8 protein-coding genes are annotated in these 12,415 nt (G+C 72.4%); 2 read left to right on the forward strand and 6 right to left on the reverse strand.

Annotation, left to right across the window (positions count from 1 at the left end; all coding sequences use genetic code 11):
- Positions 1-9: 9 nt before the first annotated feature.
- The 5 genes from WME75_RS11740 to WME75_RS11760 all read right to left on the reverse strand — a co-directional run bounded on the left by WME75_RS11740 (position 10) and on the right by WME75_RS11760 (position 5,201).
- Positions 10-1,923, reverse strand: a complete 1,914-nt coding sequence (locus WME75_RS11740) for a hypothetical protein (protein ID WP_437489917.1) — start codon at positions 1,921-1,923, stop codon at positions 10-12.
- Between the two features lie 402 nt (positions 1,924-2,325).
- Positions 2,326-2,568 carry a hypothetical protein gene (locus tag WME75_RS11745; protein ID WP_437489918.1) on the reverse strand — a complete coding sequence of 81 codons (243 nt, stop codon included), beginning with the start codon at positions 2,566-2,568 and terminating at the stop codon, positions 2,326-2,328.
- Positions 2,569-2,767: 199 nt separating this feature from the next.
- Entirely contained in the window at positions 2,768-3,514 is a 747-nt protein-coding gene (locus tag WME75_RS11750) for a hypothetical protein (protein WP_437489919.1), read from the reverse strand.
- Positions 3,511-4,116 carry an RNA polymerase sigma factor gene (locus tag WME75_RS11755; RefSeq protein WP_437489920.1) on the reverse strand — a complete coding sequence of 202 codons (606 nt, stop codon included), beginning with the start codon at positions 4,114-4,116 and terminating at the stop codon, positions 3,511-3,513. Before WME75_RS11755 ends, WME75_RS11750 begins: the two co-directional genes overlap by 4 nt.
- Positions 4,116-5,201 carry a hypothetical protein gene (locus tag WME75_RS11760; protein WP_437489921.1) on the reverse strand — a complete coding sequence of 362 codons (1,086 nt, stop codon included), beginning with the start codon at positions 5,199-5,201 and terminating at the stop codon, positions 4,116-4,118. The genes WME75_RS11755 and WME75_RS11760 overlap by 1 nt, the downstream gene beginning before the upstream one ends.
- A 1,000-nt stretch (positions 5,202-6,201) precedes the next feature.
- Between WME75_RS11760 and WME75_RS11765 the strand changes: the two genes are divergently transcribed.
- Together WME75_RS11765 and WME75_RS11770 are read left to right on the forward strand one after the other, a co-directional pair.
- Positions 6,202-10,110 (forward strand): protein kinase domain-containing protein, encoded by a 3,909-nt coding sequence (locus tag WME75_RS11765; RefSeq protein ID WP_437489922.1) that lies wholly within the window; start codon positions 6,202-6,204, stop codon positions 10,108-10,110.
- A 53-nt stretch (positions 10,111-10,163) separates the two neighbouring features.
- Complete coding sequence (locus tag WME75_RS11770) at positions 10,164-10,898, forward strand: hypothetical protein (protein WP_437489923.1); 735 nt, start codon at positions 10,164-10,166, stop codon at positions 10,896-10,898.
- A gap of 108 nt (positions 10,899-11,006) precedes the next feature.
- Here the strand turns inward: WME75_RS11770 and WME75_RS11775 are convergent, their stop codons facing one another.
- Entirely contained in the window at positions 11,007-12,317 is a 1,311-nt protein-coding gene (locus tag WME75_RS11775) for an ammonium transporter (RefSeq protein ID WP_437489924.1), read from the reverse strand.
- Between the last annotated feature and the right edge of the window lie 98 nt (positions 12,318-12,415).

The following is a 12,415-nucleotide window of genomic DNA, read 5'->3' on the forward strand; positions in this document are numbered from 1 at the left end:
CGCTCGCGGCTAGTTCTCGAACCGGACGTTGTCCAGGTAGTAGGGCCCCGTGTTGCTGGTCACGTTGAGGTTGAACTGGAGCTTCACGTCGCTCGGCGCCGCGTTCAGCGCGTTCAGGGTCGCGGTCGGAAGCGCGGCGAACTGGATCCTCTGGAACGACCCCGGGGTGACCAGGCTGAGCGAGGTGTTCCCGGCCCACTGGTTGTTGATGCCGGCCGAGGGGATGGAGATCAGCACCTCGATGTTGCCGGCCCAGCCCGGGGCCGGCTGGATGGGGGACACGAAGAGGTCGAGCGTGATCTTGTTGCCCACCGGGGTGAGGCCCGCGGTGCTGAAGCTCGGGCTGACGATCTCGTTGTAGCTGGCCGGGGTCTGGACCTGGAGCGAGGCGATGCCCTCCTCCGCGCGGCCCGTGTGGACCGACAGCTGCGCCTGCGTCGAGGTCCACGCGCCCGGCTTCTCGAACCCGAGGATCGGGTTGTTGAGGAGGAAGTCGGCCATCACGTCCTTCCGGAACGGGATGAACAGGTCGGTGAGGGCCTCCGAGATGATGAAGCGCTGCCCGCCCTCGATGGGGTCGCTCTCGAGCTGCTCGGTCGTCTGGATGAACGGGCTCGTCTTGGCGAGCGTCTTCGTCGTGCCGAGGTCGAGATCGACCGTCGGCGAGCCCGTGGCGTCGCCGATGGGCTCATGGCACCCGCTGCACGAGAGCGAGAACGCGCGCCCGACGATCTGGTCCGGCGTGAGCGTGCTGCCCATGGCGGTGAGCTTGCTCTGGATGCTCGTCCTGAGCGCCGAGGGCCCGCTGCCGAACGTCGCGAAGTAGTTGTTCTGCAGGCCGATCATCTGGCTCTCCCCGGCGTTCATGGTCGTCGGGTAGCCCGGCTCGAAGGCGAAGCGGTTGATGTCGTCCGCCGCGGCGAGCCGCTCCACCAGGTCGGGGAACGACGTGCTCCGGAAGGCGACGGCGCGCGCGTCGGTCGAGGCGGGATCGAAGAGCGGCGCGGCCGGGGTGTCCTTCACGAAGGACGGGGTCACGACCAGCGTGGCGCTGCTCCCGGAGCCGCCGTGCAGGAGCCTGAACTCCCGCAGGTTCCAGGTGGTGAAGGGCACGGGCGGATCCCCGACGACCTCGGGGGCGAAGAGGAACTCGTTGGTCCGGATCTGGCCGCCGTACGGCCCTGCGCTCTGGCCGTAGTGATCGATGTGAATGACGGGCTCGAACCCGGGCAGGCCCTCGAAGTAGAAGTCGTGCAGCGCGTCCCTCCGGGTCGCCAGGCTCTTCGTCGTATCCGACAGGCCGTACCAGAAATTGGCGACCGGGCGGCACCCTTCCCGGCCGAGGCTCGGCGTCGGGTTCGGCAGCCGGGCCTCGAAGATGATGAAGTTGCGCAGCTGGAACGCGCCCGGCGTCATGCCCGAGCGCCTCGCGAAGACCACGCGGTACTCACCGCAGTTGGCGCCGTCCGGCGGGGCGAGGTCGAAGCGGTTTGACAGGGTCGTGGCGACGTACGCGTTGTCGGCCGTCTCGTCGGCGAAAGGATCCCTGTCGGCCTCGAAGCCCACGGCGCGGGCGCAGTCGATCGGCCAGCCGTTGATGGACCCGTCCGAGCCGGGGATCACCACGTCATCGCAGTTCGGGCCGAGGCCGAGCCCGTCCGCGGCCTTCCGGTTCGTGTCCATGAGCTGCCGGAACAGCTGGAGGGGCGTCATGCTGACGCCCGCCTGATCGATGAGCTGCTGGAGCGCGTCCTTCAGCGTGAAGGCGCTGAGGATGTCGGCGTTCGTGACGACGAGCGACCTTCGCCCCTCGATGGCGAACGGCAGGGAGAGCGCCTGGGCGGTGGACGCGGCTTCGCCCTCCGCGAGATCAACCGCCTCGCCGTCCCCCGGCGCGATGTCCGCGCAGGAGACCGGCAGCATCGCGAGCGAAACCAGCGCGGCGCGCCGCGCCCTCCGCCACGCCCCGGCGGGGGCAGAACCAGAATGAGAGTGCACAGAACTGCTCGAACTCGACCACCTAGAGAACATGAAACCTCCTGAGAACCACGACGACAAACAACGATGGCGTCGCGCTGCAGAGCGCGCGCACGCGGACGGCGGATGAAGGTGTGGGCCGGGCTCGACGACCGCGGGCGAGCGCGTGCGCCGGTCCGCGAAGAGACGGAGCCAGCGCGCGCCCACAAGGGGCACGCCTCGCCGCCGCCGACACGGCAGCACCGGCCCGTCGAGCTATGGTCCCGCGACGAGGCGCTCCGGCGCTTTCATCGCGCGGAGCAGCTGCCCGTGAACGCGGGCTGGAACTTAGTACTGTTTACGAAGCGATCAAGCTCTATCAGGTGTCGTGTTCGTGGCGCGCGGTCCCGGTGCCAGGGGATCACGATCGGATCGCAGTTCGTGAACGAGCGGAACCTCGTGAACGAGGTGATCGCCATTCATGGACTCGAACGTCGTGTGGAGGTCGTACGTGAAGCCGTCGTTGTGCTCGCGCTCCTCGTTGCCCCAGCCCTGGTCGTCGATGGGGAAGAACTCCGTCTCCAGGAAGATGCCTGTCCCGCGATCGCTCACGTTCCTGGGGACGGTGTACGGGATCGCGAGGTGGACCCCCGGCTCGTCCCGGAACCATGGATCGAACGCCGCGGCTCCGGTCGTGCGGCCCGTGGGCCCGGAGCGGTTCCCGTGAATGCTGCCGATCCCGCCGGTCCTTCACGGAATCGTGAGGGGGGCGCGTCGTTCTCCCGGCACCCGGCCCGCCGGCGTCACGGGCTCACGGCGCCGCGCTCACGATCCGGCGCACCGGCTCGGCGAAGGAGCTCGAGGGATAGCGCGCGACGAACGCCGCCGCGCGCGCCCGCGCCTCGTCGGCGCGACCGAGGCGCGTCAGCGCGCGGATCGCGATGAACTCCCGCTCCTCCGCGAGCCGCCCCTTCGGGAAATCGGTCTGGTGTCTGTCCAGCGCGGCCAGGGCGGCCTCCGGGTCCTGCGCGAGCGCGGCCCTCGACTTGTCGACGAGGTTCGACTCGCGGACCAGGTCGTCGTTGTCCACCGCGGCGATCGCCTCGGGCGCGGGCGCGGCCGGCCGGGTGTTTCGCGGCGCCTCCCGGCGGGCGGCGGCTGCGGCCGGCGGCGGCGCCTCGGGCGCAGGCGCCGGAGCCTCGGGCGCCGGCGCCGCGGCGGGGGCGCCGCCCCGCGCGCTCGAGAACAGCTGCTCCAGCGGCAGGTCCGTCAGCAACGGGGGCGGCGCGACCGACGCGGCGGCGCTCCGGCCCTCGTCGAGGGCGACGTGGAGCCCGGCCCCGCCGGCGCCGAGGCCCACCGCGAGGAAGATCCCCTTGATCCACATCGGCACCGTCGCACCGGCGGCCGCGGTCGTCCCCAGCGGCGCCACCCGGGCCGCGGTGCGCGCGAGCTCGGCGGCGGTCATCGATCGCGGGCGCGCGGCGGCGAGGAGGAGCTCGCGGGCTCCCAGCGGGGCGCCGCCACCTTCCTGGTTCCATCGCTTCGGATCGCTCATCTGGCCCCCCTGCGTGCGCACTCGGCCTCGCTCTTCTTCAGCAGCGTGGCGAACTCTTTTCGTGCTGCGTGGAGCCGCGAGTATACGGTCCCGACGGGGACGCCGACCAGGCTCGCGATCTCGTTGCAGGGCATCTCTTCGATCTCGAACATGACAAACACGGCTCTTCGGTCGAGATCCATGGCCTCGAGGATGCCATCGAGCTGCAATCTCGCCTGACGTTGGGAGGTGATCTCTTCGGGGCCGCGCGCGGAGTCCGGCACGTCGTCCACCGCCTCGCCGAGCCGCTCCCGGCGCGTGTGCGCGCGGCGGCGGTGCGAGGCGGCGACGCGACGGCAGATGGCGAAGAGCCAGGTCGTGATGGGGCAGGCCCAGTCGAAGGACGGGAGCCGCCGCTGGACGACGATGAAGACGTCCTGGAAGGCATCTTCCAGGTCCGGGCGCTGGATGCCGAACCTCTGCAGGGTGGCCCAGACGAATCCGCCGTGCTCGGCGTGCAGGGCGACGAGGCTCCGTGGCGGCTGTCTGGCGTCGCCCAGGGCCTCGGCTTGTAAGCATTGCTCCACGCTCTGGTGGATGCCGTCAGCCGGAGGATCCTTCATCAAAACGTGATCCCGACCCCCCCGAACGCCGCGCCGGCGACGGCCGGCTGCTCGAAGCCCGCCGGCTGCCCGTCCTGCAGCTGGAAGCTGTACCGCGTCATCGGAACGAAGAGGTCGATCCCTGTCTCGAGCCGCAGCGGCCCGACGATGCGGACGCCCAGCCGGGTGCCCGCCCCGAGGCTGAGCCACGCCCGCGAGCCGACGTCGGTCGGCAGGATCGTCGGGGTGATCTGCTCGTCCCCGTAGATGACGGCGTAGATGGCGCCCGCCACCACCCGGCCGCAGAGCCCGAAGACGAGCGCTCGGCTCCGGACCATCTCCAGGCACCCGCCGAGCCAGCCCGCCGTGAGGCCGAAGGCGAACGTCCGCCGGGTCGCGTGCTGCTCCGGGAGCCAGAGCGCCCCCGTCTCGAGGGTCCATCGCGGCAGGATCGACCACTCGCCCGACAGGGCGACGCCGGCCCCGGGCGAGGGGACGATGCCCACGGACGCGAACCCGCGCCAGGCGACCGAGATCCCCCCGGGCGGCGGGCCCTCGGCCGGCGGCGGCGCTGCCCGGGTCTCCGCCGGCCAGGGGAACGGCGGCTCCGGCGACCGCACGGCCTCCGGAGGGCTCGGCGGACGCACGGCGGCCGGCGGGGGCGGAGGGCTCGGCGGCGTCTCGGCGGCCGGCGGAGGTGGAGGGCTCGGCGGCGTCTCGGCGGCCGGGGGGGCGAGGCCGGCCTCGGGATCGGTGGTGAGCATGATGTGCACGGCCGCGGCGGCGACGATCCCGTCGCAGCTCAGGCCGTGGTCGGAGAACTCGCGGACGGTCGGCGGGGCGCCGTCGCACAGCTGGGTCCGGATCGTGGCCGACCAGGCGCCGGGCTGCCCTTGCACCACGGCCTCGATCGAGGCGACCTTGCCCGTGGTGACGAGCTCCCGCCCGAGCCGCCGCGAGATCTCGGCGCGGAACCGGGACGCCGCAGGGCACTGCACCTCCGCGCCTGCGAGGCGCACCCACGACACGTCCGCGGCGGCGCGGTCGCACTCCTCCGCGCGCGCCCCGGCCGGCGCGAGCGCAGCGCAGGCGCCGAGGACCGACACGAGCGTACGTAGTACGGCCGGCGCGCTGCTCATCGCCGCCTCCCTTCGCGCCGGCTGCTCGGGCTCGCTGCGGGGGAAGGGGCGACTTCGTGGGGAGCGGCGCGCCATGACGGAGAGAATGCTAGCTCAGTCGCCAAACGGTTCGGGGCTCGTGTACACGCGGGTGGTTCACAACTCACAGGAATTACGGGCGCCGTTGCTGGTTTGCTTCCCCCGCGTGTACACGAGGATCCCCGGGTGGGGAAGGCTCCCGGACGACGCGCCGATGCCGGCAAGGCGACGAGTGCCTCGGCCCTCCGCGCGCCTTCGCGGCGGGCCGCGAGCGCGATTCGTCTGGCGTGCGCCCGCGACCGGAAGGCCGCGGGCGAGCGCGTGGTGCTGGAGTGCCGCGGCGCCGCGGTGAGCGAGGCGGAGCCCGCTGCGGGGGGCGCGCCACGGGAGCACGAGCGCGCGGGGTAACGTCGTACGCTCCGCCGCCTGGAGGGCGACATGGCCGCCGCGAAGCGAAGCGCATCAGTCATCGATTCGCTATGGGATCGAGCGGCTCTTCATCGACCAAGAGCTCGCCTGGGTGAGCGACACGATCGCTCCGGAGCTGCTGCCGCCCTCGACCGCCGGCGCTCAATCTCGGCGATCTGTCCACCCATCAATCGCTGTCGTCGGAGCTCGAGGACATCGCGTCGAAGGGGGCCGCGCGCTCCGCACGAGACGTAACGGCGCCGGAGCTCGGATTGACCACCGCGCGCGCTGAGCACGCGCGCAGGGCTGTGGATTCCCATGCTCGCTCATCGCTCGGTGTAGACATGTCTGGACATAAGCACGTTATGAACGTGCATGTCGTCTGCCAGCGTGATTGCCGGACACGAGAGACATCGAGCGAGGAACCCACGAGGAACCCACGAGGAACCCACGAGGAATCGAGCGAGGAACCCACGAGGACCGACTCTCCCTCTCCCGCGCGCGCTGGACAGGGCATCGGCCGCCGGGCGATACTTGCTTCATGCAGGTCGGCGATGTCGTCGGGCAGCGGTTCGAGCTCCTGGAGCTCGCTGGCTCCGGCGGCATGGGGGAGGTCTTCCGGGCGCTCGATCGGGCGACCGGCACCACGGTCGCCCTCAAGGTGGTGCTCGGCGGGAGCGCGCTCGAGGCGCGGTTCGAGCGGGAGGCAAGGCTCCTGTCGGAGCTCTCCCACCCGGGCATCGTGCGGCACGTGGCGCACGGGAGGACCGGCTCGGGCAAGTCCTATCTCGCCATGGAATGGCTCGAAGGGGAGGACCTCGCGCGGCGCCTCCTGCGCGGCCGGCTCACCATCGAAGAGACGGTGACGCTCGGGGTGAAGGCCGGCGAGGCGCTCGCCGCCGCGCACGCCCGCGACATCGTCCACCGCGATCTCAAGCCAAGCAACCTGTTCCTCGTCGAGGGGCAGATAGACCAGGTGAAGGTCCTCGACTTCGGGATCGCGCGGCGGCTCGACGCGACGCCGATGACCCTGACGGGGGTCGCCCTCGGGACGCCGGCCTACATGGCCCCGGAGCAGGCGCGCGTCGGGTACAGCGCGCTCACGCCGCGCGCCGACGTGTTCGCCCTCGGCTGCGTGCTCTTCGAGTGCCTCACGGGCAGCCCGGTGTTCGTCGGCGAGAACATCCCCGCCATCCTCGCGAAGATCCTGTTCGGCGAGGTCCCCGCGGTCCGCTCGCTCCGCCCCGAGGTCCCCCCCCAGCTCGACGCGGTGATCCACCTGATGCTCGCCAAGGAGCCGGAGGAGCGCCTCGGCGACGGGGCGACCGTCGCCGTGATCCTGAGCACGCTGCGGTGCGCCGGCAGCATCCCCCCGCGCGCGCCCGCCTCGGAGCGCTCCGACGCGCTCACCTCGAGCGAGCTGCGGCTGCTCTCCGTGCTGCTCCTGGGGAGGGAACCCACGCCGGCCGAGGTCGAGACCGCGCCGCTCGATCAGACGCTGCAGGTGACCGTGGAGGTGCAGCTGCGGCAGGTCGTGGAGGCGCACGGCGGGCACATGGAGGCGCTCGCCGACGGCTCCTCGGTGATCGCCATCGTCGCGAGCCGGGACGCGACCGACCAGGCGGCGCACGCGGCGCGCTGCGCGCTGGCGCTGCGGAAGCTCGCCCCGACCCGGCCCATGGCGCTCTCCACGGGCCGGGCGCACATGGCGCGGCAGCTGCCGATGGGGGAGGCGATCGACCGGGCGGCGCGGCTGCTCGGCGCCTGCGCGGCGAGGCGGGCCGCCCAGCGGCAGCCCGACCCGCGCGCGCCGCCGATCGCGGTCGACGACGTGACGGCCCGGCTCCTCGGCGCGCGGTTCGAGGTGTCGGGCGAGGGCGAGCGGAGGGAGCTCCACGGCGAGCGCGACCTCGCGGGCAGCGCGCGGACGCTGCTCGGCAAGGCGAGCGCGTGCGTCGGCCGGGATCGCGAGCTGCTCACGCTGAACACGATCTTCGCCGAGTGCGTCGAGATGCCGGGCGCCCGCGCCGTCCTCGTGACGGCGCCCGCCGGCATCGGCAAGTCCAGGATCGCCCACGAGTTCACGCGCGCGCTCCGCGCCCACGGCGAGCCGGTCGAGATCTGGACCGGCTGCGGCGACGCGCTGCGCGTGGGCTCCGCGTTCGGCCTGCTCGGGCAGGCGATCCGGTGCGCGTGCGGCATCCAGGACGGCGAGGCGGCCTCTGCCCGCAAGCAGAAGGTGCTCGCGCGGGTCGCGCGGCACGTCCCCGGCCCCGACCGCGAGCGCGTGGCCGTGTTCCTCGGGGAGATCGCCGGCGTCCAGTTCACCGGCGCCGAGAGCGCGCTCCTGCGCGCGGCCCGCGAGGACGCGGAGACCATGCGCAAGCAGATGCGCCGCGCGTGGGAGGACTTCCTCGCCGCCGAGACGTCGGCCCACCCCGTCCTGCTCGTGCTCGAGGACCTGCACTGGGGCGATCTGCCGACCGTGCGCTTCGTCGACGCGGTGCTCGGCGCGCTCGGCGAGCAGCCGTTCATGGTGCTCGGGCTGGCGCGCCCCGAGGTCCACGGGCTGTTCCCGTCGCTCTGGGGCGGGCGCGCATTGAGCGGTATTCATCTCACAAAATTGCCGCGCAAGGCGTGCGAGCGCCTGGTCCGCCATGCGCTCGGCGAGGATCTGGATGCGGCGACGGTGGCGCGGCTCGTGGCGCACGCGGACGGCCACGCGTTCTATCTGGAGGAGCTGATCCGCGCCGTGGCGGAGGGCAAGGGCGACGTGCTGCCGGAGACGGTGCTGGCGATGGTCCAGGCGCGGCTCGCGGCGCTCGACGGCGAGGCGCGGAAGGTGCTGCGCGCGGCGAGCGTGTTCGGCGACGTCTTCTGGCGGGGCGGCGTCGCGGCGCTCCTCGGGAGCGCGGAGCCGTGGCCCGCTGCGCGCGACGTGCTCTCGGAGCTCTGCGATGGGGAGGTGATCGTCCGCCGCCAGGACAGCCGGTATCCCGGGGAGGAGGAGTTCATGTTCCGGCACGCGCTCCTGCGGGAGGGGGCGTACGAGATGCTCACGGACACGGATCGCGTCCTCGGGCACCGGCTCGCCGCGGCGTTCCTGGAGCAGAACGGCGCGAGCGATCCGACGATGCTCGCCGAGCACTACGAGCGGGGGCTCGAGCTCCTGCGCGCCGGGAGCTTCTACCTGCGCGCCGCCGAGCAGGCGCTGCGGGGGAGCGATGCGGACGCGGCGATCGCGCGCGCCCGGCGCGGGCTGGAGTGCGGCGTGCCGGACGCGGCGCAGCTGAGCCTCCTCGGCGTGCTCTCGGAGGTCCACGCGTGGCGCAGCGAGTGGGACTACGCGCTGCTTTACCTCGAGCAGGCGCAGCGCTTCTTGACGCCCGGGAGCATGCCGTGGGTGAGGATGGTGCCTGCGAAGATCACCGCGGACATCCACCTGGGGCGGCTGGACGAGTTCACGGCGACGGTGCGCGCCCTGCAGGCGGTCGAGCTCGCGCCGGAGGCGACCGGCGTGGCGGTGTTCGCGCTCGCGGTCGGGAGCTACTACGCGGTCCAGCTGGGCGAGTTCAGGCTCGCCGAGGCGCTGACCCGGCGGGTGCGCGAGGTGGCGGAGCCGGTCGCGGAGCGGGAGCCCGCCGCGCGCGGGTGGCTGCAGATCGCGCAGGCGTTCCACGAGGCGTGGCGGGACGGGGATCTGTGGACGGGGCTGTGCCTGGCCGAGGCGGCGCGCGCGAGCTTCGTGCAGGCGGGCCACTGGCGCGGCTCGATCGTGTCGCAGGTGGCGATCGGGATGAGCGCCCGGCTGCTCGGCGATCTCCACCGGGCAGAGCGCGAGCTGTTCGAGACGATGTCCGCGGGCGAGGAGCTCGGTCCGGTCTCGTGGCTCCGGACGTTCCTGCGCATCGAGATGCTGATCGACGGCGGCGCGCTCGACGGGGCGCGCGCCGAGACGGCGGCGATGCTGGGGATGGGGCTGGAGCGGCGCAACCCGCTGCAGCAGGGGTTCGCGCGCTGGGCGCTCGCGAGCCTGCTCCGCAGCGAGGGAGATCTGGAGGCGGCGGAGCGCGAGGCGCTGACAGCGATCGATCTCCTCGCGTTTCTGCCGCTGGAGCAGGTGGGCGCGCGGGCGCTCCTTTCCTCGATCCAGCTGGCCGCGGGCCGCGTCGCGGACGCGCTCGCCACGGCGAAGGAGGTCGTGGCGGCGCACGAGCGCTGGGGCGCGCCCGGGTACAAGAGCACGTTCGCTCACCTCGTCCATGCGGAGGCGCTCCACGCGGCGGGCGACCGCGAGGGCGCGTCCGCGGTCATCGCCGGCGCGCGCGAGCGGCTGCTCGCGCGGGCAGAGAAGCTGCCGGCGGCGCACCGCCGGAGCTTCCTCGGCGAGATCCCCGAGAACGCGCGCGTGCTCGAGCTCTCGCGGCAGTGGCTGCGCGCCGCGAGCTGACGCGGCATGGCGCGCGGCCCCGCTGCTGGGATCGGCGCGTGGTAAAATGGCGCGTGCCTTCTTCTCTCTCGGTTATCCCGGTGCGCGCCTCGCGGCGCCATCCCGCCGCGGCGGGAGCTCGGCTGTGGCTCTGCGGGGCGCTGGCCGGCGCGTGCGGCGCCGGGGCGATGGGCTGCGCGGAGAGCGCGCCCGCTGCGCCGGCGCGAGGGGCCCGGGCCGCCTCGACGGCGCCCGCGGCGCAGGTCGCCTCGGCGGCGCCGGCGGCGAGCTCCGCGCCCGCCGTCACCCCGCCGGCGTCTCCGCCGGTGGAGAATGAGCGACCTGGCGAGGCGTCCCCGCGTGAGCGCTGGGTCGGCACGCTGACGCTCACGAAGGGCGAACAGCCGCTCATCGCCGGGAGGATGATGTCGCGGGAGGACGCCGAGCGCTGGCTCGGCCCCGGCTGGCGAGCGCTGGAGGGGCAGCGCGTTCGCGTGATGGCGGTGCTGCGCGACCACGTCTGCGAGCCGCACGCGCAGTGCATGACGGGAGGGCGCATCCCGCTGCTCGAGCAGGTCGCGTCGATCGAGCTGTGCAGCGGCGGTGACGCCGCCGGGCGACAGGAGGTCGTCGACTGCACGCCGTCGCCTGCTCAGCTCGCGCGCTGCGAGGCCGAGTGCCGCGGCCTCAGCGACGACTGCGATCAGCGCGCCGGCGACCGCGGCGCGCTGCGCCGCTGCGGGTGCGCCAAGATCTCGTGCGAGCAGCGCTGCCGCGAGACCGGCGAGCCTCTCTTCGCGTGCAGGTGACGCGCTCGCGCCGCTCGACGCCCGCGCCGGAAGGGCGGGGGACAAAACGGCGAAGGCCGCCCGGCTTGTGCCAGGCGGCCCTCGCGGGCGCGCTTCCGCTGCGCTGGATCAGGCGCCTTCGCGCGCGAGGACCGGCGACCCAGAGGGCACGGGGGAGGCCGGCGGCGTCGACTCCACGGCGTGGGCGCCGCCCTCGCCGAGCGAGTAGGCCTCCTCGCCGTGGAGGGCGCCGTCGAGGCCCTCGTCTTCCGTCTCGTCGTTGACCCGGAAGCCCATCACCGCGTTGATGCCCTTCACGAGCACGAAGGTGACCACCGCCGCGTACGCTGCCGCGACCCCGACCGCGATCGCCTGCTCGACGAGCAGCGCCGAGTTACCCTTGATGAGGCCGTCCTGGCCGGCCGAATTCCACACCTTGGAGGCGAACACGCCGGTGAGCAGCGCGCCGAGCAGACCGCCCACGCCGTGGATGCCGAAGGCGTCCAGGCTGTCGTCATAGCCCAGCTTGCCCTTCATCATCACCGCGCCGTAGCACACTGCGCCTGCCGCGAGCCCGATCGCGACGGACGCCATCGGCCCGACGAAGCCCGCGGCCGGCGTGATGGCGACGAGCCCCGCCACGAGCCCCGACGCCACGCCGAGGAGCGACGGCTTGCCGAAGCGCACGCCCTCGATGAGCGCCCAGGCGAGCGCGCCGATGGCCGCCGCGATGTGCGTGTTCACGAACGCCACCACCGCGAGCCCGTTCGCGGCGAGCGCGGAGCCGCCGTTGAAGCCGAACCAGCCGAACCACAGCATGCCGGCGCCGAGCAGCGTCATGGTGAGGTTGTGCGGCACGATCTTGCGCGCCGGGTACCCCTTGCGCTTGCCGATCATGATCGCCATCACGAGCGCGCTCACGCCCGAGGCGAGGTGCACCACGGTGCCGCCCGCGAAGTCGAGCGCGCCGCGCGACAGGAGCCACCCGCCCGGGTTCCACACCCAGTGACAGATGGGGCTGTAGACCACGAGCGACCACAGCAGCGTGAACACCACGTACGACGAGAACTTGATGCGTTCGGCATAGGCGCCCGAGATCAGCGCCGGCGTGATGATGGCGAACATCAGCTGGAACACCATGAACAGGAGATGAGGCACCGTCATCCCCTCGCGCGGATCGGTGCCTACGCCGTTCAGGAACGCGTAATCGAGGCCGCCAATCAACCCGCCCTTGGATTCGGCGAACGCCATCGAGTACCCGATGGTCACCCACGCCAGGGTCACGATACCCATGGCGAAGAAGCTGTGCATGTATGTGCTGAGCGTGTTCTTGGTTCGGACCATGCCCCCGTAAAACAGGGCCAGCGCTGGCGTCATCAGCAGTACCATTGCCGACGAGACCAGGAGCCAGGTGGTGTCCGAGGCGTTGATTTCGTTCACTGGTGGCCTCCTCGACGGCGAAGGTAAGAGAGGCCAGTTTTCCGGAATGTTTCGGCGGCATGTACTTCACGAGCTCGTGAAATGCGCCACCGCGACGC

It is taken from the genome of Sorangium sp. So ce1014 (genome assembly GCF_051521505.1).
Taxonomy (GTDB): domain Bacteria; phylum Myxococcota_A; class Polyangia; order Polyangiales; family Polyangiaceae; genus Sorangium.

What these genes read in the sequence shown, in the direction of transcription:
- WME75_RS11755 (WP_437489920.1), bottom strand. Translation starts at nt 4,116, where the DNA reads ATGAAGGATCCTCCGGCTGACGGCATCCACCAGAGCGTGGAGCAATGC.
- WME75_RS11765 (WP_437489922.1), top strand. Translation starts at nt 6,202, where the DNA reads ATGCAGGTCGGCGATGTCGTCGGGCAGCGGTTCGAGCTCCTGGAGCTC.
- WME75_RS11740 (WP_437489917.1), bottom strand. Translation starts at nt 1,923, where the DNA reads ATGCTGCCGGTCTCCTGCGCGGACATCGCGCCGGGGGACGGCGAGGCG.
- WME75_RS11750 (WP_437489919.1), bottom strand. Translation starts at nt 3,514, where the DNA reads ATGAGCGATCCGAAGCGATGGAACCAGGAAGGTGGCGGCGCCCCGCTG.